General features: G+C 67.1%; 22 protein-coding genes and 1 pseudogene. 5 read left to right on the top strand and 18 right to left on the bottom strand.

Annotation, left to right across the window (positions count from 1 at the left end):
* Nucleotides 1–225 precede the first annotated feature (225 nt).
* Nucleotides 226–675: a hypothetical protein gene (locus HUJ28_02185; GenBank protein ID MBD3618268.1), complete on the top strand. Its 450-nt coding sequence runs from the start codon at nt 226–228 to the stop codon at nt 673–675.
* Nucleotides 676–744: 69 nt separating this feature from the next.
* Here the strand turns inward: HUJ28_02185 and HUJ28_02190 are convergent, their stop codons facing one another.
* The 9 genes and pseudogenes from HUJ28_02190 to HUJ28_02230 all read right to left on the bottom strand — a co-directional run bounded on the left by HUJ28_02190 (nt 745) and on the right by HUJ28_02230 (nt 8,618).
* Nucleotides 745–963: a hypothetical protein gene (locus HUJ28_02190; protein MBD3618269.1), complete on the bottom strand. Its 219-nt coding sequence runs from the start codon at nt 961–963 to the stop codon at nt 745–747.
* Nucleotides 964–1,061: 98 nt separating this feature from the next.
* Entirely contained in the window at nt 1,062–1,589 is a 528-nt protein-coding gene (locus tag HUJ28_02195; protein ID MBD3618270.1) for a Spy/CpxP family protein refolding chaperone, read from the bottom strand.
* A gap of 217 nt (nt 1,590–1,806) precedes the next feature.
* Nucleotides 1,807–2,199: a DUF302 domain-containing protein gene (locus HUJ28_02200; protein ID MBD3618271.1), complete on the bottom strand. Its 393-nt coding sequence runs from the start codon at nt 2,197–2,199 to the stop codon at nt 1,807–1,809.
* A 242-nt stretch (nt 2,200–2,441) separates the two neighbouring features.
* Nucleotides 2,442–2,882 (bottom strand): annotated as a pseudogene (locus HUJ28_02205) (DUF2231 domain-containing protein).
* A complete protein-coding gene (locus HUJ28_02210; protein MBD3618272.1) occupies nt 2,879–3,376 on the bottom strand; it encodes a cytochrome c in 498 nt (165 codons plus the stop codon). The pseudogene HUJ28_02205 and the gene HUJ28_02210 overlap by 4 nt, the downstream one beginning before the upstream one ends.
* A 23-nt stretch (nt 3,377–3,399) precedes the next feature.
* Nucleotides 3,400–6,546: an efflux RND transporter permease subunit gene (locus tag HUJ28_02215; GenBank protein MBD3618273.1), complete on the bottom strand. Its 3,147-nt coding sequence runs from the start codon at nt 6,544–6,546 to the stop codon at nt 3,400–3,402.
* Nucleotides 6,547–6,558: 12 nt separating this feature from the next.
* Entirely contained in the window at nt 6,559–7,866 is a 1,308-nt protein-coding gene (locus HUJ28_02220) for an efflux RND transporter periplasmic adaptor subunit (protein ID MBD3618274.1), read from the bottom strand.
* Between the two features lie 73 nt (nt 7,867–7,939).
* On the bottom strand, nt 7,940–8,332 hold the full coding sequence (locus HUJ28_02225) for a hypothetical protein (protein MBD3618275.1): 393 nt from the start codon (nt 8,330–8,332) through the stop codon (nt 7,940–7,942).
* Between the two features lie 7 nt (nt 8,333–8,339).
* On the bottom strand, nt 8,340–8,618 hold the full coding sequence (locus HUJ28_02230; GenBank protein ID MBD3618276.1) for a hypothetical protein: 279 nt from the start codon (nt 8,616–8,618) through the stop codon (nt 8,340–8,342).
* 241 nt (nt 8,619–8,859) lie between these two features.
* On the opposite strand from HUJ28_02230, the gene HUJ28_02235 reads away from it, so the two are divergent.
* A complete protein-coding gene (locus HUJ28_02235; GenBank protein MBD3618277.1) occupies nt 8,860–9,648 on the top strand; it encodes a class I SAM-dependent methyltransferase in 789 nt (262 codons plus the stop codon).
* A gap of 3 nt (nt 9,649–9,651) precedes the next feature.
* Here the strand turns inward: HUJ28_02235 and clpB are convergent, their stop codons facing one another.
* From clpB to rluD, 5 genes are all read right to left on the bottom strand, one after another.
* Nucleotides 9,652–12,222: an ATP-dependent chaperone ClpB gene (clpB, locus tag HUJ28_02240; protein MBD3618278.1), complete on the bottom strand. Its 2,571-nt coding sequence runs from the start codon at nt 12,220–12,222 to the stop codon at nt 9,652–9,654.
* Nucleotides 12,223–12,435: 213 nt separating this feature from the next.
* Nucleotides 12,436–12,945 carry a peptide deformylase gene (gene def, locus HUJ28_02245; protein ID MBD3618279.1) on the bottom strand — a complete coding sequence of 170 codons (510 nt, stop codon included), beginning with the start codon at nt 12,943–12,945 and terminating at the stop codon, nt 12,436–12,438.
* A gap of 3 nt (nt 12,946–12,948) precedes the next feature.
* Nucleotides 12,949–13,470 (bottom strand): ACT domain-containing protein, encoded by a 522-nt coding sequence (locus HUJ28_02250; GenBank protein ID MBD3618280.1) that lies wholly within the window; start codon nt 13,468–13,470, stop codon nt 12,949–12,951.
* Between the two features lie 68 nt (nt 13,471–13,538).
* Nucleotides 13,539–14,297, bottom strand: coding sequence for a peptidoglycan editing factor PgeF (pgeF, locus tag HUJ28_02255; protein MBD3618281.1), 759 nt, complete (start codon nt 14,295–14,297; stop codon nt 13,539–13,541).
* Nucleotides 14,294–15,250, bottom strand: a complete 957-nt coding sequence (gene rluD, locus HUJ28_02260; protein MBD3618282.1) for a 23S rRNA pseudouridine(1911/1915/1917) synthase RluD — start codon at nt 15,248–15,250, stop codon at nt 14,294–14,296. The genes pgeF and rluD overlap by 4 nt, the downstream gene beginning before the upstream one ends.
* 94 nt (nt 15,251–15,344) lie before the next feature.
* Here rluD and HUJ28_02265 point away from each other — a divergent pair, with 94 nt between their 5' ends.
* A complete protein-coding gene (locus HUJ28_02265; GenBank protein MBD3618283.1) occupies nt 15,345–16,106 on the top strand; it encodes an outer membrane protein assembly factor BamD in 762 nt (253 codons plus the stop codon).
* A 25-nt stretch (nt 16,107–16,131) separates the two neighbouring features.
* A complete protein-coding gene (locus tag HUJ28_02270; protein MBD3618284.1) occupies nt 16,132–16,653 on the top strand; it encodes a nitroreductase family protein in 522 nt (173 codons plus the stop codon).
* A 135-nt stretch (nt 16,654–16,788) separates the two neighbouring features.
* Here HUJ28_02270 and HUJ28_02275 read toward each other — a convergent pair whose 3' ends face one another.
* From HUJ28_02275 to sucC, 4 genes are read right to left on the bottom strand one after another with little or no spacing between them, the layout of a single operon-like run.
* On the bottom strand, nt 16,789–17,127 hold the full coding sequence (locus HUJ28_02275) for a P-II family nitrogen regulator (protein MBD3618285.1): 339 nt from the start codon (nt 17,125–17,127) through the stop codon (nt 16,789–16,791).
* A gap of 50 nt (nt 17,128–17,177) precedes the next feature.
* Nucleotides 17,178–18,806 carry an NAD+ synthase gene (locus HUJ28_02280; protein ID MBD3618286.1) on the bottom strand — a complete coding sequence of 543 codons (1,629 nt, stop codon included), beginning with the start codon at nt 18,804–18,806 and terminating at the stop codon, nt 17,178–17,180.
* Nucleotides 18,807–19,682 (bottom strand): succinate--CoA ligase subunit alpha, encoded by an 876-nt coding sequence (sucD, locus tag HUJ28_02285; GenBank protein ID MBD3618287.1) that lies wholly within the window; start codon nt 19,680–19,682, stop codon nt 18,807–18,809.
* Nucleotides 19,679–20,848: an ADP-forming succinate--CoA ligase subunit beta gene (gene sucC / locus HUJ28_02290; protein MBD3618288.1), complete on the bottom strand. Its 1,170-nt coding sequence runs from the start codon at nt 20,846–20,848 to the stop codon at nt 19,679–19,681. Before sucC ends, sucD begins: the two co-directional genes overlap by 4 nt.
* A 107-nt stretch (nt 20,849–20,955) precedes the next feature.
* On the opposite strand from sucC, the gene HUJ28_02295 reads away from it, so the two are divergent.
* Complete coding sequence (locus tag HUJ28_02295; GenBank protein MBD3618289.1) at nt 20,956–21,186, top strand: hypothetical protein; 231 nt, start codon at nt 20,956–20,958, stop codon at nt 21,184–21,186.
* Nucleotides 21,187–21,198: the final 12 nt, after the last annotated feature.

Raw genomic sequence — 21,198 nt, forward strand, 5'->3', positions numbered from 1 at the left:
CCATCATCTGGGAGTCAGGGCGCCCGAAGTGGTGGGTTTTTCAACGGCCTGCTAGTATCACGGCCTGTGAGGCAGCTCACAGGCGCACTGCAACCAATCGTCAGGCAGGCACTCTCACCGGTTCAGGAATCCACCTACAACAAGAACCCAAGGAGCGACCCCATGCTGAACCATCTCATAACCCCATCCCAGGCCGATGGCCAGACGCCCCGCCTGCACCAGCCGATGGCCGTCATCAAGGGCCTCATCGCCCTGATGTTCTCGACCCTGTTTCTCACCCTGTCGGTATCGCTGGGCATACTCGCCATCATCCAGTTCACCCAGGCCTTCGGCAGCGAGGGCGCGCTGATCTCCGGCCTGGTCAAGTCGATCAACACCGCCGTGATCTCGCTGGCCACCTTCGAATTGGGCATCGGTATCGGCAAGGAATACAGCATCGATGAGGAAGGCGGCGACATCTTCCCCGCCGTGCGCCGCTCCATCACCCGCTTCGTGGCCGTGGTCTGTATCGCGCTGGTGCTGGAGGGCCTGATCATGGTGATCAAATACAGTCAGCTGGATATGGCCGGCAACCTCTACTACCCGGTGGCCATCGTCGTGAGCGCCAGCATGCTGCTGCTCGCGCTGGGCGGCTTCCTGCGCCTGACGCAGGCGGAGCGGCGCCCGGCGGCCTGATCCGGCGGCAGGACGATAAAAAAAGCGGGCCGCGCGATGCGGCCCGCTCTGTACGGAAACGCCAGACGTTTACTGTTTCTTGTAGGCCGAGAAGTCGAACTTGCCGCTGGTCATGTCGTCCCACAGATCGGACTGCAGTACCGCCAGCAGCTTGTACAGCCTGCGCAGATCGGGGTCGTCCATGAACTGCTGGTTGGGAGATTCCTTCAGTGCCTCGGCCAGCAGGGCCACCTGATCGCGGCTCACGTCGAAGATATTGAGCCCTTCATCACCCATGTCGACTTTCATGCATCACCTGTTTGCTTCCGGTTGGACAGGCCACGGATCATAACAGGAAAGCCGCCGCCCGGGATGTCGGCGCATCGGGCGATGCGCCGACATGCACCTCACCACATCATGCCGCGCGTCTCGCGCAGGCGTTCGCGCTGCTCGTCACTCAGTACGGCGCGCATCTCGTTATGCGCCTGCACCCGCTCCTTGAGCATCTCGCGGCGTATGGCACTCACCCGGTCATGGGCGCGCGCCACGGCCTCGGGATCGGGCTGATCCTTCCACATCTCGGCACGCATCGCCTCCCTGGCCTCGATCATCTTCTCCATGCGCTCATACTGCTGCTTGCGCATGCGCTGCTGTATCTGGCCGATCTTTTCACGCTGGGCATCGCTGAGGTCCAGCATCTGCATGCCATATCCCATGCCACCCATCATCATGCCCGGGCCCATGCCCTGGCCGTACCCCATGCCGTAGCCATAACCCATGCCCTGGCCATAGCCCGGCATCATCCCGTCATCGGCATCGCCGCCCATGCCCATCATGGGGCCATGGGCCAGGGCCGAAACCGGCAGGAAAAACAGGACAAGGGTGAAGAGGCACGCAAGGCCTTGCGTCGGTTGAGCGTATCGATCGTTCATCATGTCATCCTCCATGGTTGACGATGTATGCTGCGGCTGCGAGTACGCGCCGCCAATCAGGGAACCCGCTGAGAAACAGGGTGCCGACAGGCAGGGCTCTCGGGTACTGGTTGTGTCGACAGGATGGACAGGCAAAGACTGGCACAGCCAGCGACGGAGTCGCCGCCAGACGGCCCCACCGGGACCTCTGAGTGTAGTGGAAACCCGCAGAATTGCAGGATCAGCCGGCCTCCAGTGCCGCCTGCACCCGTTCCAGCCGGGCCTTCACCTCGTGACCGAGTTCGCTCACCTCGGGGCGGTCCACGATGCCGAGCACGGCCGCCGGGTCCATGAAGGCGACGGTGATCCCGCCGTCGTTCTCTTCACGCACCACCACGTTGCAGGGCAGCAGCAGACCGATATCCGGGTCGGCCGTCAATGCCCGATGCGCCAGCGGCGGATTGCAGGCACCGAGGATCCTGTAGGGCCGCATGTCGACATCGATCTTGGCCTTGAGCGTGGCGGCCACGTCGATCTCCGTGAGCACGCCAAACCCCTCGTCCTTGAGGCAGGCCACCACCCGATTGCAGATATCGTCAAAACGGCCATTCAGTCGTGTGGAAAATCCGTACATGAATCGCTCCTTAGGTTATGTGTTGCCAGAGTGTACTAATGGGCGTGGTCATGGTGCTCATGTGCATCATGCGGATGCTCATCCACGTCACTTCCTTCATTCGCCGGGCCCGGGGGCGCTTCACCATCGTCACCATGATCATGACTACTATGATCGTGACTGCCATGATCGTGACTGTCATGATCGTGACTGCCATGATCGTGACTGTCATGATCATGATTCCCGGCCTGCGGCAGCGACATCACACCCAGACCATGACGATAGACGAGCTCCGCACCACGCCAGCCCGTGGCTGCCAACAGGCCCACCGCCAGGGTCAGTGCCGCGAGAAAGAGCAGCCCCTCCTCCCTCCGTGCAATGGCACGCCAGACGGACCAGAGTGTGAGCAGAATAAAGACGCTGGCCGTGACCAGGGCCCAGTCACGGTGTTCCGTCATGGCTTCGTGTGAGGGGGTGTCATGATCGACCGTATTGTAGGCATCCCAGCCCGCCAGCAGAGTGGCAACGGTGAACAGGGCACCAAGCCACAGCACCCAGCGCGCCACGTCTCGCCACTGCCCGCCCAGCCCGTGGTAACGCGGGCGAACGAGCGTCGATGCCACGAAGAACAGCCAGGCCGTGACAAACAGCGCCACCGTAAAGTGCACGAACATCGGATGCCAGTTGGGGATGATCTCGATCATTGCTGCACCTCCCCGGAGGTCTGCGCGCGCACGCGCATCTCCATCTCGAACCAGGCCTGGTAGACCTCGTCCGGCCACAGGGACTGGAACCAGGCGATGGCCGCGATCATCTCCTCGTCGCTGAGCGTATCGCCCCAGGCCGGCATGTTGCCGGCCGGCTGGGTGCCGTTCTCGATCATGGAAAACAGCTGCGCCAGCGGGTGGTGCCAGGCATGGGCCGTACCGTTGAGCGGCGGCGGCGGGAACTTGCCATCCGGGCCGCGGAACTGCCAGTTCTCGGCACCTTCGGCACCGGCCCCATGGCAGACGGCGCAGTTCTGTTCGAACACCCCGGCGCCACGGCGCACCTGCTCGTCGCTGTACCAGCGGGTGGCCAGTACGCGTGGTTCACCGGCCGTGGCCGACGCGCTTTCCGGCACCGGTGCATCGCCATCGTCACAGGCCGTCAGCAGCAGGATCGTCAACAGCATCCCGAGCACATGTTTCAAACGCATGTCATGTTTCTCCCTGAAGGATTTCACGCAGTGGAAGATGGCATCGCGGCATAGGCACGACGCTGCCAGAGGTAATACACTGCCGGGATCACGAACAGCGACAGCAGCGGTGCCGTGATCATGCCGCCCACCATCGGCGCGGCGATGCGCTGCATGACCTCGGAACCGGTGCCCGTGCCGATCATGATGGGCAGCAGCCCGGCCATGATGGTGGCCACCGTCATGGCCTTGGGTCGGATACGTTGCACCGCACCCTCCATGATGGCGGCCTCGAAATCGGCGATGCTGACCAGGGCGTCACGCCGTGCGCGATCCTTCACCGCATTCTCGATGTAGAGCAGCATGACGACACCGAACTCGGCGGCCACCCCGGCCAGGGCGATGAAGCCCACGCCCACGGCGATGGACAGGTTGTAGCCCAGCAGCCAGAGCAGCCAGAAACCACCGATGAGCGCGAACGGCAGGGTGAGCATCATGAACAGCGCCGTACCGACGCTGCGGAAGGTGAGGTAGAGCAGCACGAAGATGATCACCAGCGTGAGCGGCACCACCAGCATGAGCCGCTCCTTCGCGCGCAACATGTACTCGTACTGCCCCGACCAGGCGATGGAATACCCTGCCGGCAGGTCCACCTGCTCACGCACTACGGCCTGGGCCTCCTCGATGTAGCGGCCGAGGTCGCGGTCGCGGATGTCGACGAAGGTCCAGCCGTTGAGGCGCGCATTCTCGCTCTTGAGCATGGGGGCGCCATCCACGATGAGGATATCGGCCACGCGCGAGAGCGGGATCTGTGCCCCCGTGGGCGTGAGGATGGGCAGATCCCGGAGTCGCTCGAGGTCATCGCGCAGCTCGCGCGGATAGCGCAGGTTCACCGGGTAGCGTTCCAGCCCCTCCACCGTGGTGGTGACGTTCACGCCCCCGACGGCGGCGGCCACGATGGTGTTGATATCGCCGATGTTGAGACCATAGCGTGCGGCGGCCACGCGGTCCGGCACGATCTCCACGTAACGGCCGCCCGCCACACGTTCGGAATACACCGAGGCCGTGCCCGGCACATCGGCCAGCACGCGCTCGATCTCGCGTCCGACTGCCTCGATCACCTTGAGATCGGGCCCCGCCACCTTGATCCCCACCGGCGTCTTGATGCCGGTGGCCAGCATGTCGATACGGGTCTTGATGGGCTGCACCCAGGCATTGGTGAGACCGGGGAAGTTCACGGTTCGATCCAGCTCGTCGATCAGCTTCTCCAGCGTCATGCCTTCACGCCACTCATCGCGCGGCTTGAGCAGGATGGTGGTCTCGATCATGGTGAGCGGCGCCGGGTCGGTCGCGGTGTCGGCCCGCCCGATCTTGCCGAACACGCGCTCGACCTCGGGGATGCTCGCGATGAGCCGGTCGGTCTGCTGCAAGAGCTCGCCCGCCTTGCCGATGGAGACCGCCGGCAGGGTCGTGGGCATGTAGAGCAGATCGCCCTCGTCGAGCTCGGGCATGAACTCGGTGCCGAGCCGACTCAGCGGCAGCAGTATCGAGGCCATCAGCGCCACGGCCACCACGAGCGTGAGCAGCGGGTGGCGCAGCACGGCCGCCAGTGCGGGCCGATACAGCCGGATCAGCCAGCGGTTGAGCGGATTGCGTTCCTCGCTGGGTATGCGCCCGCGGATGAAATACCCCATCAGGACCGGGATCAGGGTCACTGCCAGGCCGGCGGCGGCCGCCATCGCGTAGGTCTTGGTGAAGGCCAGCGGCGAGAACATGCGCCCCTCCTGCGCCTCCAGCGTGAACACCGGAACGAAACTCAGGGTGATGATGAGCAGCGAGAAGAACAGCGCCGGCCCGACCTCGGTGGCCGCTCGTGTGATGATGGCCCAGTGCTCGTTTGCATTGGGCCTGCCCGTGTTGTCGCGATGCCAGCGTTCGAGGTGCTTGTGCGCGTTCTCGATCATCACGATCGCCGCATCCACCATCGCACCCACGGCGATGGCGATGCCGCCGAGCGACATGATGTTGGCGTTGATGCCCTGCGCGTTCATGACGATGAAGGCGGCCAGGATGCCGAGCGGCAGGCTGACGATGGCCACCAGCGCCGAACGCAGGTGGAACAGGAACACCACGCAGACCAGGGCGACGACGATGAACTCCTCGACGAGCTTGGTGGTGAGGTTGTCCACCGCCCGCGAGATCAGTGCCGAGCGATCGTAGGTGGTGACCACCTCCACGCCCGCCGGCAGACCGGGGGCGATCTCCGCGAGCTTGCGCTTCACGCCCTCGATCACCTGCAGGGCATTCTCGCCGTGGCGCATCACCACGATGCCGCCGACCACCTCGCCCTCGCCATCGAGCTCGGCGATGCCGCGGCGCATGGCCGGGCCGATACGCACCTCGCCGATGTCGCGCACGAGGATGGGCGTACCGTCGGCATGCACCCCCACCGGGATGACCTCGATGTCCCCGACCCCGCGCAGGTAACCCCTGGCGCGGATCATGTACTCGGCCTCGGCCAGCTCGATCACCGAGCCACCCACCTCCTGGTTGCCGGCCGCGATGGCCTGGCGCACCTGCGCCAGGGGAATGTCCAGCGCCCGCAACCGGTCCGGGTCGGCCACCACCTGGTACTGGCGCACCATGCCGCCCACGGTGGCCACCTCCGCCACCCCCGGCACGGTCTGCAGCTCGAACTTGAGGAACCAGTCCTGGATGGAGCGCAGCTGGGCGAGGTCGTGCCCGCCGCTGCGGTCCACCAGGGCGTACTGATACACCCAGCCCACGCCGGAGGCATCCGGCCCGAGCCGCGGCTCCACCCCCGGCGGCAGCTCGGCGGCCGCCTGGTTGAGGTATTCGAGCACGCGCGAGCGCGCCCAGTAGGGGTCGGTGCCGTCCTCGAAGATCACGTACACGTAGGAGTCGCCGAAGAAGGAATAGCCGCGCACGTCGGTCGCCCCCGGCACCGACAGCATGGTGGTGGAGATCGGGTAGGTGACCTGGTCCTCCACCACGTAGGGCGACTGCCCGGGGAAGGGGGTCTTGATGATGACCTGGGTGTCCGAAAGATCCGGGATGGCGTCCAGCGGGGTCTGGCGCAGCGACACCAGCCCCCAGGCCAGCAACAGGCCGGTGAGGATGAGCACCAGCAGGCGGTTCTGCACCGACCAGACGATGATGCGGTTCAGCATGGTCGTCTCCCGTCAGTGGCTGGCGTGCGGATCGGAGGACGCCCCGGCCGGATCGCTCATGCGCCGGAAGCTCGCCTGCAGGTTGCTCTCGGAGTCGATGAGAAACTGCCCCGAGGCCACGATGCGCTCGCCCGGTTCGAGACCGGCCAGCACCTCCATGCGCTCGCCGCTCTGCATCCCGGTGACGACCTCCACCGGACGGAAGCTGCCGTCCGGCTCCACGCGGATCACGCGCGCGCCATCGGCCGTGGCGATCACCGCCTCGCGGGGAATGGCCACCACGTCGCGCCTGGGACCGCCGTAGATCACCACGTCGGCGAACATGTTGGGCTTGAGCACGCCCTCGGGGTTGTCGAAGCGCAGTCGCGCACGCAGGGTACGGGTGCGCGGCTCCAGCGTCGGATAGACGTAATCCACCTCGCCCTCCCAGACCCGCCCCGGCAGGGCCGCGACGCGGATCTCGGCCGGGTGTCCTGCGGCCACCCAGTCGAGCTGATGCTCGAACACGTCCACCTGCACCCACACACGGGACAGGTCGGCGATGGTATAGAGCTCGTCGGCCGGGGTGATGTACATGCCGTCACGCAGGCCGATGGCCGTCACCACCCCGTCACGCGGCGCCACCAGCGGCACGGTACGCTGCACCTCGCCGCTGCGGATGGCGCGCTCGACGACCGCCTCCGGCACACCCAGCAGGCGCAGGCGTTCGCGTGCCGACTGGATCAGCGAGCCGCGCCGATCCCCCGTCAGGCGCGAGGCATCGCTGCGCAGGGCGATGAGCAGCTCCTCCTGGGCCTGCACCAGCTCGGGCGAATAGACCTCGAGCAGCACCTCGCCCTTCTGCACCCGGTCGCCGACCGAGGCCACCTGCAGCTTCTCCACCCAGCCGGTGGCGCGCGGATGGACATGCGTCACCCGGTCCTCGTCGTAACCGACGTAGCCGACCGTCTCGATGTATTTCCACAGGGTATCGCGCACCACCTCGACGGTGCGCACGTTCATGTTCTGCTGGGTGCGCGCGTCGATGGCGACGCCGGGCATCGCCGCGTCGTCCGTCGAGCGCTCCTGGCGTACCAGGTCCATGCCGCAGATGGGGCAGCTTCCGGGCTCGTCGCGCACGATCTGCGGATGCATGGGGCAGACATAGCTGGCATCGAGGTGCTTCTTCGCGTGCTCTTCGGGCGTATCGTCGAGCGTGGCCTCGAGCGACTCGCTCGGCACGGGCGCCTGGTCGCAAGCGGCCAGAAACGGCAGGAACAGGGCAAACAACAGCAGCGACACCGGCGCCATGCTGCGTGCGATCGAACGGTTCAACGGCATTTTCACGGGAGCCTCCCCCTGGATGGACTATGGACCTCGGGTCATGGAAACACGGGCGGCCAGGCCGCCGGCTTCAGGACCTGGGCGGTTCCAGGAGGATAGCGGGTCGGAAATCGGAGGAGGAGACGGGACGGAATGTGACGCGTTCGCCCGCGGGACGGGCATCGATGCCCGGAAACACGCCGGGCAGGGAGACGCTGAGGTGACAGCCCAGCGCACAACCGGCACAGGACTCCCCGCCACAGGGGCAGGGGGCGTCGGCCTGCATGGCATCGTCGCAGCAGGCATGTCCGGGCGCGGCGTCAGCCGGATCAGCCGCGTGCTGCGCATGATGGGCGGCATGCGGTGAGACCTCGTCCCCCGCATCAGGCATGCCCGCCCCCGCAAGCCCCGCCACGGGGGGCAGCAGCCACACCAGCGCCACGATCAGCGCCCAGCACAGCGGTTTGCGGAGACGGTGCATCATGCTGGTGTCAGGACTTTCCGGGCTTCCAGATGCCGAAGGCCTCCTGCTGCGGCGGCGGGGCCGGCGGGCGGGACATCTCCTGGAGTACGTGACGGGTGAAGTCGGCGAGCTGGCTGGCGATGTCCTCGCGCTGCGCCTGCGGCATCGCCATCTGTGCCAGCATCATGCCCTGCAAGGCGGCCAGGTACTGCACCGTGATCACATCGTCGCTGGCAGCCGGGTCGTGGGCGCTGATGGCGGCCTGCACGTCTTCCAGCATCTTCGGGGAAAGCTTCATTTCACTCATGTGTCTGTCGGACCTTGGCATTGCTTGAAGTCGGGCCAGTGTAAAACGCCGGCGGCATCCGAGGCCAGTGTAACCCCACTGCGGGTGGTGTCATGGACTATTGGTGCACGCACAGAGCAAAAGATTCCATCGCCAGGACGCGATTCAACCGCCTGCCCGGATTTTCCCCTGTGATCTCGGTGCCCGCTGTGGCATAAAGCACCCTTTCCACGCCACGAATCACGCTCCCGGACCGCCCGCCATGCCCGTATTCGGCACCCCCATCTTCGAGACCCAGGACGACGAAGGCCCGATCCGTGTGCTGGCAGACGGCAACCGCCGGGTGCTGGCCTTCGGCGAGGCGACGGAACAGAGCAGCCAGTGGGTGGACGATCCGGCGCGGCTGCTGTTTCCCTATACACAGGCGATGATGCTGGGGCTGTTGTTCGTGCCGGCAAATGCCCGGGCGCTGCTGCTCGGGCTCGGGGCCGGCAGCATGGTGCATGCCCTGCTCGCCCATCGGGAGGCATTGCAGGTGGAGGCGGTGGAGCGGCGCGCGGCGGTCATCACGGTGGCGCGGGAGTGGTTCGCCCTGCCCGAGGACGACCGCCTGACGCTGCACGTGGCCGACGCACTGGATCATCTCGCCCGGCGCGGGCAGCCGGTGGACCTGATCTTCACCGATCTCTTTCACGAGGGCGGCATGGACACGCAGCAGTCCGACGCCGTCTTCCTGCAGCGGTGCCATGACACACTGGCCCCGGGCGGCGTGCTGGTGATCAATCGCTGGGACACGACCTATGAAGAGACGCGCGACCACCAGCGCGAGCTGGAGCGGCAGTTCGACGGGAACGTGCTGACGCTGTCGGTGCCGGGTGGCAACCAGGTGGCGCTCTGCTTTCGCGACGACCTGCCGCGCCTCGATCCCAGGTCCTTGCTGGCCGATGCGGCCTCGCTGGGGAAAGTCATGCGCATCCCCCTGCGCGACTACGCCAACCGGCTGCTGCACAACAACCGGGCGCGCCTGTCACGGCCGCGCCCGGCCGGTTGACGCTCAACGCTTGCCGAAGGCCAGGCCCTCGCCCTCTCGCGTCACCACGATGGTGTCGCCCGGCACGAAGGCACCGGAGAGGATCTGCTGGGCCAGCGGGTTCTCGAGCTGGTGCTGGATGGCCCGCTTGAGCGGACGCGCACCGTACACCGGATCGAAACCGGCCTCGCCCAGCAGATCCAGCGCCTCGGCCGAGACGTCGAGCCCCATGTCGCGATCGGCCAGCCGCGCACGCAGGTAGTCGAGCTGGATGCCGGTAATGGCCCGGATCTGCTCGCGGCCCAGCGGGTGGAACACCACCGTCTCGTCCACGCGGTTGATGAACTCGGGACGGAAGTGGGTACCCACGATCTCCATCACCGCCCGCTTCATCGCCTCGTACTTCTCCTCGCCTGACATCTCCTGGATCACCTGGGAGCCGAGGTTGGAGGTCATGACGATGACGGTGTTGCGGAAGTCCACCGTGCGGCCCTGGCCATCGGTGAGGCGTCCGTCGTCGAGCACCTGCAGCAGCACGTTGAACACGTCCGGGTGCGCCTTCTCCACCTCGTCGAGCAGGATCACCGAGTACGGCTTGCGACGCACGGCCTCGGTGAGATAACCGCCCTCTTCGTAGCCGACATAACCTGGGGGCGCGCCGATGAGCCGCGCCACGGAGTGCTTCTCCATGAACTCGGACATGTCGATGCGCACCATGGCCTCTTCCGTGTCGAAGAGGAAGGCGGCCAGCGCCTTGGTCAGCTCGGTCTTGCCCACACCGGTGGGGCCGAGGAACAGGAACGAACCGTTCGGCCGGTTGGGATCGGCCAGCCCGGCGCGCGAGCGGCGGATGGCGTTGGAGACGGCCTTCACCGCCTCGTCCTGGCCGACCACGCGATGACCCAGCGCCTCTTCCATGCGCAGCAGTTTTTCCTTCTCGCCCTCGAGCATCTTGGCCACCGGGATGCCGGTCCAGCGCGAGACCACCTCGGCGACCTCCTCATCGGTGACCTTGTTGCGCAGCAGGCGCATCTCCTGCATCTCGGCCTGCGAGGCCATGTCGAGCTGACGTTCGAGCTCGGGGATGCGTCCGTACTGCAGCTCGGACATGCGCGCGAGGTCGCCCGCGCGCCTGGCGGTATCCAGTTCGATGCGGGCGCGTTCCAGCTCTTCCTTGATGTGCGTGGTGCCCTGCAGGGCGGCCTTCTCCGAGTTCCAGACCTCTTCCAGGTCGGCGTACTCGCGCTCCAGCTGGTCGATCTCTTCCTGCAGGTGCTGCAGGCGCTTCTTCGAGGCCTCGTCGGGCTCCTTCTTCAGCGCCTCGCGCTCGATCTTGAGCTGGATGAGGCGACGGTCCATGCGGTCCATCTCCTCGGGCTTGGAATCGATCTCCATGCGGATGCGCGAACCGGCCTCGTCGATGAGGTCGATGGCCTTGTCCGGCAGCTGGCGGTCGGTGATGTAGCGGTGCGAGAGCGTGGCCGCGGCGACGATGGCCGGGTCGGTGATCTCGATGCCGTGGTGCACCTCGTAGCGCTCCTTCAGGCCGCGCAGGATGGCGATGGTGTCCTCCACACTCGGCTCGTCCACCAGCACCTTCTGGAAGCGACGCTCCAGCGCGGCGTCCTTCTCGATGTACTTGCGGTACTCGTCCAGCGTGGTCGCGCCCAGGCAGTGCAGCTCGCCGCGGGCGAGCGCGGGCTTGAGCATGTTGCCGGCGTCCATCGCGCCCTCGGCCTTGCCGGCACCTACCATGGTGTGGATCTCGTCGATGAACAGGATGATGTTGCCTTCCTGCTTGGCGATGTCGTTGAGCACGGCCTTGAGGCGCTCCTCGAAGTCGCCGCGGAACTTGGCGCCGGCCAGCAGCGCGCCCATGTCCAGCGAGAGCACCCGCTTGTGCTTGAGACCCTCGGGCACCTCGCCGTTGACGATGCGCTGCGCCAGCCCCTCGACGATGGCGGTCTTGCCGACGCCGGGCTCGCCGATCAGCACGGGGTTGTTCTTGGTGCGGCGCTGCAGCACCTGGATGGCGCGGCGGATCTCCTCGTCGCGACCGATCACCGGGTCGAGCTTGCCCTGCTCGGCACGCTCGGTGAGGTCGATGGTGTACTTCTCCAGCGCCTGGCGCTGTTCCTCGGCATTGGGATCGTCCACGCTCTGGCCGCCGCGCATCCTGTCGATGGACTGTTCCAGCGCACCCTTGGTGGCACCGGCCTCACGCAGCAGCTTGCCGACCGCGCCCTTGTCCTCCAGCGCGGCGAGCACGAACAGCTCGGAGGAGATGTAGGCGTCCTTGCGCTCCTGGGCCAGCTTGTCCGTGAGGTTCAGCAGACGGCCGAGGTCGTTGGAGATGTGCAGTTCGCCACCCGCCCCCTGCACCTGCGGCAGCTTCTCCAGTGCCTCGCCCAGCTGCGAGCGCAGCAGGTTGACGTTCACGTCGGACTGCGCGAGCAGCGGGCGCAACGAACCGCCATCCTGGTCGAGCAGGGCGACCATCAGGTGCACCGGCTCGATGAACTGGTGGTCCTTGCCGACGGCCAGCGACTGCGCATCCTGCAGTGCCAGCTGGAACTTGCTGGTCAGACGATCCATTCGCATGTGACAAAACCCCTCGGGTCAATTCTTCGGATACCCCACAGATAGGGGTGGCATGGGGGGAATTCAAGGGAGAGGGTCCGTTGTCCGTTGTCCGTTGTCCGTTGTCCGGGAAATTCTGTGCGCCACAGAGGACACAGAGTAAAAAGCACCTCGTTGATCTCTGTGCCCTCTGTGTCCTCTGTGGCAAAACCGCCTATACCACGGACATTAACCGCCTTTATATACCTTGCGCCGGAATACATCGCTGCGCCGGCTCACCACGCGATCCAGGAACAGGCGTCCGTCAAGGTGATCGATCTCGTGCTGCACGGCGCGGGCCTCGAAGCCTTCCATGTCGAACTCGACGGGTGCGCCGTGGCGGTCCTGCGCGCTCAGCCGAATGCGTTCGGCGCGGATGACGTTGCCGGTGTAGTCCGGCACGGAGAGGCAGCCCTCGCGCCCCATGGCATGGCCCTCCCACTCCGTGATCTCGGGGTTCACCAGGACGAGATGGCCGTGGTTGGGCACGGGCTTGCGCATCGCCGACACGTCGACGATGACCACGCGCTGGAAGCAGCCGACCTGCGGCGCGGCGATGCCCACCGCGCCAGGGCCGGCCAGGCGCGTCTCCTCCAGGTCGTCGACGAAGCGCTGAAACTCGGCGCCGAAGTCCGCCACCGGCGACGAGACCTGCTTGAGGCGCTCGTCCGGGTATTCCAGGATCTCGCGTACCGCCATGCGTCAGCCGACCAGGGTATCGACGGGCTGCACGACCACCTCGATCCCCTCGCGATGCAGCGGCGCGACGGCCTTCTCGATGGCACCGATACCCTCTCTGGCCAGGCCCTCGATCACCATGATGTAGATGGGATGGGCGATGCTGCCGCCGACGTCGGATTCGAGATCCAGGATGTTGAGGCCGGCCTCGGCCAGGGCGCCGGTGACGCGGGCGACGATACCGGCACGGTCCGCTCCGTGCACGGTGATACGCACGTCCGGCACCAGGTGGCGATGCAGCCCGCCCTCGATGGGGTCGACGTGGATGCGCAGCCCCATCCCATCCGCCAGCGGGGCGAGCAGGTCGGCCAGCCCCTCCGGCCCCGTCTCGCCCTGCACCATGAGCATGATGGTGAAGCTGCTCCCCAGACGCATCATCGAGGCCTCGCCCAGGTGGGCGCCGGCCTCGAACAGCCGCGCGGTAAGGGCGGCGACGATACCCGGCCGGTCCTCGCCGACCACCGTGACCATGTTCCACTCGCTCATTGGACCTGTCCTCTCCTTCTTGTTGTTGTCAGGCAGTGCGGCATCGTCAGCGCAGAATACCCGCGGCCTCAGCCTGCCGCGCTGATCCAGATCAGGCTGGCCATGCGCCCGGTGTCGTGATCGCGGCGGTAGGAATAGAAACGCGCGGCATCGCTGACGGTACACAGGCCGCCGCCGTGCACGGCGGCGATACCCATTCCCGCGAGACGCCGGCGCGCCAGCGTGAAGATGTCGGCCTGCCAGCGGCCGCGCGCATTGGGCATGAAGCAGTCGCCGGCCTTCGCATCCTGCGCGAGAAAGGCCGCGCGCACCTCCTCCCCCACCTCGAAGACCGCCGGGCCGATGGCCGGCCCCAGCCAGGCCAGCAGCTCGGCCGGGTCCTCGTCGAGCGCCGCCACCGTGGCCTCCAGCACGCCACCGGCCAGGCCGCGCCAGCCGGCATGGGCCGCAGCGACACGATCCCCGCGGCGGTTGCAGATAAGCACGGGCAGGCAGTCGGCGGTCTGCACCACGCATACCGCCCCGGGGCCGAAGGCCACCGAGGCGTCGGCGGCCGCTACGCCGGCGATGCGGCCGGCGTCCACGACGGTCGTCCCGTGCACCTGTTCGAGCCAGGCGGGCTCGGCCGGCAGGCCCAGGGCATTACGCAGTGCCTGACGGTTGGCCGCCACGGCCTGCGGGTTGTCGCCCACGTGCGTGGCGAGATTGAGGCTGTCGAAGGGGGCCTGGCTCACCCCCCCCAGGCGGGTGGTGGAGACGGCGCACACGCCGGCCGGCGCCGGCCAGGCCGGCCGCAGCCAGCGTGTGTCGTCCGGTATCGCCGTCATGCCGGGGTCTCCGCGGCCAGCAGGTCGACCAGGGCCTGCATGTCCTCCGGCAGGGGCACCTCCCAGGCAATCGGCTCGCCGGTGACAGGATGCTCGAGTTCCAGGCGCGTGGCATGCAGGGCCTGGCGGCGAAGGCCGCGCAGCGCGGCCTGGAGCGTCTCCGAGGCGCCGGCCGGCACGCGCGACCGGCCACCGTAGACCGGATCGCCGACGATGGGGTGCTGGATATGGGCCATGTGCACGCGAATCTGGTGCGTACGGCCGGTCTCCAGGCTCACGCGCAACAGGGTGTGATGGGCAAAGCGCACCTCGACCCGGTAGTGCGTAACGGCCGGCTTGCCGCTCTCCACCACCGCCATGCGCTTGCGATCCACCGGGTGGCGGCCGATGTTGCCCTCCACCGTGCCGCCGGCAACCACGGGGCCATGCACCAGCGCCAGGTACTGGCGACTCACGCTGCGCGCCTGCAGCTGCTCCACCAGCGACTTGTGCGCGGTGAGGGTGCGTGCCACCACCAGCAGGCCGCTGGTCTCCTTGTCCAGGCGGTGCACGATGCCGGCCCGCGGCACCCCGGCGAGTTCCGGGGCGTGGTGCAGCAGGGCGTTCTGCAGGGTGCCGGCCCAGTTGCCGGCCGCCGGATGGGTCACCAGGCCCGCCGGCTTGTTGATCACCAGCAGGGCCTCGTCCTCGTACACGATGTCGAGCGGGATCGGCTCGGCCGCCACGGTCTCCTCTGCCGGCATGCTGTCGGCCACCACCCGCACCCGCTCGCCGCCGGCCACCGCCTCCTTCGGCTTCATGGCCTGCCCGTCCACCATCACCTTGCCCTCGCGTATCCACTGCGTGAGACGGCTGCGCGAATACTGCGGAAAGACCTGCGCCAGCGCCTGATCCAGGCGTGCGTCGGCGAGTTCGTCGGGGATGACGGCATTGAGGGTTTCGGTTTGCGACACGTGACGGGATTCCGGTTGACGTTACGAGGCTTGCGGCAACTGCGTTATACTGCGCGCTCGTTACTTTAGCCGATACGCGAGCCCGACCACAGCCATGCGCGCCGTTTTTGTCCTGATTGCCGTCTCCCTGCTCAGTGCCTGCGCCTCCCTGCAGAGCGACCCCACCGCCGACTGGTCCGCCGCGCGTCTGTACAGCGAGGCCAAGGATCAGCTCGAGAATGGCAACTACGAGCAGTCGATCAACTACTTCGAGACGCTGGAGGCCCGCTATCCCTTCGGCCGCTACGCCCAGCAGGCCCAGCTCGAGATCGCCTACGCCTACTACAAGTACGACGAGCCGGATTCGGCCATCGCCGCGGCCGACCGCTTCATCAAGCTCAACCCGCGCCACCCGCACGTGGACTACGCCTACTATCTCAAGGGCCTGGTCAACTTCAATCGCGGCCGCAGCTTCATGGACCGCTTCATCAAGCGCGATCCCTCGGACATGGACCCGCAGCCGCTGACCCAGGCCTTCAACGACTTCTCCACCCTGGTGCAGCGCTTCCCCGACAGCCGCTACGCCCCGGATGCCCGCCAGCGCAGTGTCTTCCTGCGCAACGAGCTGGCCGAATACGAGATCAAGGTCGCCGACTACTACCTGCGTCGCGGCGCCTGGCTCGCCGTGGCCAAGCGCTGCCAGTACGTGCTGGAGACCTATCCCGGCGCCGAGGCGACGCCGAAGGCGCTCTCGCTGCTCGCACGCGCCTACGCCGAGCTCGGCAAGACCGACCTCGAGCGCGACACGCGCCGGGTGCTGGAACTGAACTACCCGGACTACGCCCGGCAGGATCGGGCCCGGCAGGATCAGGATTGAACGGACAACAAAGAGGGGAAGAGCGATGTGGGATTTCTTCCGGACCGTCAGACACCGCCACTCGGTACGCCGCTACCAGCCGGACATGCCGGTGGAGGAAGGCAAGCTGCACGCCATCCTGGAGACGGCCATCGCCGCCCCCTCGGCCGGTGACCTGCAGGCCTATCGCATCATCGCCGTGACCAACGCCGGCCTGCGGCAGCAGCTCGCCGCGGCGGCCAGGCAGGACTTCATCGCCACCGCCCCGGTGGTGCTGGTCTTCTGCACCGACCCCGCCCGTTCCGAACAGCAGTTCGGCCAGCGCGGGCACGACCTCTTCGCCATCCAGGACGCCACCGTCGCCGCGGCCTATGCCCAGCTCGCCGTGGTGGCCGCCGGCATGGCCTCCACCTGGGTCGGGCACTTCGACCCCGCCGCCCTGCGCGAGACACTCGCCATCAACGACGACCTCGAACCCGTCGCCCTGCTCTGCATCGGCTACCCGGACGAACTCCCGGAACCGACGCCACGGCGACACATGGACGAGATCGTGGAAAAACGCGACTAGGCACAAACGACAACGCCCCGCAGATGCGGGGCGTTCTGCTCTAGAGGCCCGAGAATCCAGGCGCCACAGAGAACACAGAGGTCACAGAGGATGGTGCGCTCTAATGTCCTCTGTGACCTCTGTGGCAAACCGCCCTCAGATCGCCTCCGGCCCTTCCTCGCCCGTGCGGATGCGGATCACGCGCTCGACGGGCGTGACGAAGATCTTGCCGTCGCCGATCTTGCCGGTGCGGGCCGCACTGGAGATGGCCTCGACGCAGGTGTCGACCACGCTGTCGTCCACCACCAGCTCGATCTTCACCTTGGGCAGGAAGTCGACCACGTATTCCGCGCCGCGATAGAGCTCGGTGTGCCCCTTCTGCCGGCCGAAGCCCTTGACCTCGGTGGCGGTCAGGCCGGTGATACCGGCGTCGGTGAGCGCCTCGCGTACGTCCTCGAGCTTGAAGGGCTTGATGATGGCCTCGACCTTTTTCATTCCACGTCCTCCGAAAAGATGAATCTGAGAGCTTAGGGATTAGCTTAGCGTCAAATGCCGCGGCCGTAACCGCTGGTGATCGGGTAACGCCGATCCTTGCCGAAGGCGCGCTGCGTGATGCGCACGCCTGGCGGCGCCTGCCGGCGCTTGTATTCGTTGTTGAGCACCATCGACATCACGCGCCGCACCGTGGCCTCCTCGTAGCCGTCGGCGACGATCTGCGGCAGCGACCAGTCGCGCTCGACGAAGCGCTCGAGGATGCCGTCGAGGATGTCGTAGGGCGGCAGCGAGTCCTGGTCGACCTGGTCCGGTGCGAGTTCGGCGGACGGGGGGCGTTCGATCACCCGCTCCGGGATCACCGGGCCGCCCGGCAGGCCGTTGCGGTAGCGCGCCAGGCGGTAGACCTGGGTCTTGGCCACGTCCTTGAGCGGGGCGAAGCCGCCGGCCATGTCGCCGTAGAGCGTGGCATAGCCCACGGCCATCTCGCTCTTGTTGCCGGTGGTGAGCAGCATGCGGCCGGTCTTGTTGGAGATGGCCATGAGCACGATGCCGCGGCAGCGCGCCTGGATGTTCTCCTCGGTGGTATCGCGCGGCAGACCGCGAAACTCGGCTTCCAGCATGCCGAGGAAGGCGGTGAAGGCCGGCTCGATGGGGATGTTGCGGTATTTCACGCCCAGCGCCCGGGCCTGGGCCTGGGCATCGCTGACGCTCATGTCGGCGGTATAGCGCGAGGGCATCATCACCGCCTCCACCGCCTCGGCGCCCAGGGCATCGACGGCGATGGCCAGGGTGAGCGCCGAGTCGATGCCGCCCGAGAGCCCCAGCACCACGCCGTTGAAGCCGTTCTTGGCCACGTAGTCGCGCACGCCCAGCACCAGGGCCCGGTAGATCGCCGCCTCGGGGGCGAGCACCGCGGCCAGTTCGGCGTCGTGTTCGCGGGGGTCGAGGTGCACGTCGACGGTGTACACGCCCTCCTCGAAGGCCGGTGCACGGAACCGCGGCTCGCCGTCGGCGCCCAGCACCATGGACTCGCCGTCGAACACCAGTTCGTCCTGACCGCCCACCAGGTTCACGTAGACGATAGGCAGGCCGGTGTCGCGGATGCGGTCGCCCAGCGCCTGCAGGCGCTCGTCACGCTTGCCGCAGTGAAAGGGCGAGGCATTGATGTTGAGGATGAGCTCGGCCCCGGCCTCGGCCGCGAGCTTGCAGGGGTCCGGATGCCAGACGTCCTCGCAGACGGTGAGCCCCAGGCGGATGCCGTCGAGCTCGACCACGGCGGGCCGCGTGCCCGGCGCGAAGTAGCGCCGCTCGTCGAAGACGCCGTAGTTGGGCAGCACCTGCTTGTGGTACTCGGCCAGCACGTGCCCGTCGCGCAGGTAGAGCGCGGCGTTGTAGAGCACCATGCCCTCGGCCACCGGCGCGCCGAGCATCACGTCGATGCCGCGCACCGTTTCGGTGATGTGATGGAGCGCCTTCTCCACCCGCTCGAGCAGGCTGGGGCGGTAGAGCAGGTCTTCCGGTGGATAGCCCGTGAGCGCGAGCTCAGGGAACAGGATCAGGCGCGCACCCGCGTCATCGCGCGCGCGCCCGGCCGCCTCGATGACCTTCTGCGCGTTGCCCTCGACATCGCCCACCAGGAAGTCGAGCTGGGCGAGCGCGATTCGCAGGCTGCGGCCCATCTAGCTGCCGAGCAGTTCGCGCATGCGTTCGCCCATCTGCGCGGGCGAGCGCACGATGGCCACGCCGGCGGCCTCCAGCGCGGCGAACTTCTGCTCGGCCGTGCCCTGGCCACCGGAGATGATGGCGCCGGCATGGCCCATGCGCTTGCCGGCCGGGGCCGTGACGCCCGCGATGTAGGCCACCACCGGCTTGGTGACCTGGGCCTGGATATAGGCCGCCGCCTCTTCCTCGGCACTGCCGCCGATCTCGCCGACCATGATGATGCCCTCGGTCTGCGGGTCGTCCTGGAAACGGCTCAGGCAGTCGATGAAGTTCATGCCGTGGATGGGGTCGCCGCCGATGCCCACGCAGGTGGACTGCCCGAGGCCGGCGAGCGTGGTCTGGTGCACGGCCTCGTAGGTGAGGGTGCCCGAACGGGAGACGATGCCGATGCGGCCCGGCTGGTGGATGGCACCCGGCATGATGCCGATCTTGCAGGCACCCGGCGTGATCACGCCCGGACAGTTGGGGCCGATGAGCACGGCATCCGGGTAATCGGCGAGCGCGGCCTTCACGCGCAGCATGTCCAGCACCGGGATGCCCTCGGTGATGCAGACGATCACGCGGATGCCGGCATCGGCGGCCTCGAGGATGGCGTCGGCGGCGAAGGGCGCGGGCACATAGATCATGCTGGCCTCGGCACCGGTCGCGGCCACCGCGTCGTGCACGGTGTCGAACACCGGCAGGTCGAGATGGGTCTGCCCACCCTTGCCCGGCGTCACACCGCCGACCATCTGCGTGCCGTAGGCGATGGCCTGCTCGGAATGGAAGGTGCCCTGCTTGCCGGTGAAGCCCTGGCAGATCACGCGCGTGTTGCGGTCGACGAGGATGCTCATTGCGCACCTCCAACGGCCGCGACGACCTTCTGCGCGGCATCGGTGAGCCCCTCGGCACTGATGATGTTGAGGCCGCTGTCGGCCAGCAGCTGGCGCCCGCGCTCGACGTTGGTGCCCTCCAGGCGCACCACCACCGGCACGGCCACGTGCACCTCCTCCACGGCGCGGATGATGCCCTCGGCGATGAGATCGCAACGCACGATGCCGCCGAAGATGTTCACCAGCACGCCCTGCACCTTCTCATCCGAGAGGATCAGCTTGAAGGCCTCGGCCACCCTTTCGGCAGTGGTGCCGCCGCCCACGTCCAGGAAGTTGGCGGGCGCGCCGCCATGCAGCTTGATGAGGTCCATGGTGGCCATGGCCAGCCCGGCACCGTTGACCATGCAGCCGATGTTGCCGTCCAGGCGGATGTAGTTGAGCGCATGCTCGGCCGCGCTGGCCTCGGCCGCATCCTCCTGCCGGATGTCGCGCAGCTCCGCGAGTGCCGGGTGACGGTAGAGGGCGTTGTCGTCGAGGTTGAGCTTGGCATCCAGCGCGACGAGTTCGCCCGTGCCGGTGACGATCAGCGGGTTGATCTCGACCAGGCTGGCATCACTCTCGACGAACAGCGCATACAGCTTCGCCAGCAGGCGGCCGAAGGCCTTGATCTGCTCGCCCTCGAGCCCGAGGGCGAAGGCCAGACGGCGGCCGATATAGGGCTGAAAGCCTGCCGCCGGATGCACGTGGGCGGTGACGATCCGCTCCGGCGTATTCGCCGCCACTTCCTCGATGTCCATGCCGCCGGCCGCCGAGGCCATGATCGCCACCTGGCGGCGCGCGCGGTCGACCAGCAGGCTCAGGTACAGCTCGCGGGCGATGTCGGTGAGCGGCTCGATGAGCAGGGTGTCGACGGGCAGCCCCTCCGCACCGGTCTGGTGGGTGGCGAGCCGGGTACCGAGCAGCTGCTCGGCCGCGGCGCGCAGCTCGTCGGTCGAGCGCACGAGTTTCACGCCACCCGCCTTGCCGCGGCCGCCGGCATGGACCTGGGCCTTCACCACCCAGCCCTCGCCGCCCAGCGTGGCGGCGGCACTCACGGCCGCATCGACGTCCTGCGCAGACACGCCGGTGGGAACGGGGATGCCACGGTCGCGAAACAGCGCCTTGGCCTGATATTCGTGGAGATGCATGGTCGCGTGCTTTATTCTTGGTTGGCTGGTAATTTTGGATGAAACCACGGCCGCACGCAAAGTGAAACCCGCGGCCTCTACAATAAAAGGCAACCCGGAAAGACCCCATGTTCCGCACCCTGCTCATCATCGCCGCCATCGCCGTGGCAGCCCTGCTGCTCCGCCGCCTGCTCACCGCGCGCCCCTCGGGCGAGGACCAGCCGCCGCGCGTGCGCGAGGAACGCGACATGGTGCGCTGTGCACACTGCGGCCTGCACATCCCGGCAAACACGGCCGTGCGTGCCGGCGACAGGACCTACTGCAGCGAAGAACACCGCCGGCTCGATCAGCCGGACTGACCAGCACCGCAT

The sequence above is a fragment of the Chromatiales bacterium genome (assembly GCA_014762505.1).
GTDB lineage: Bacteria > Pseudomonadota > Gammaproteobacteria > SpSt-1174 > SpSt-1174 > SpSt-1174.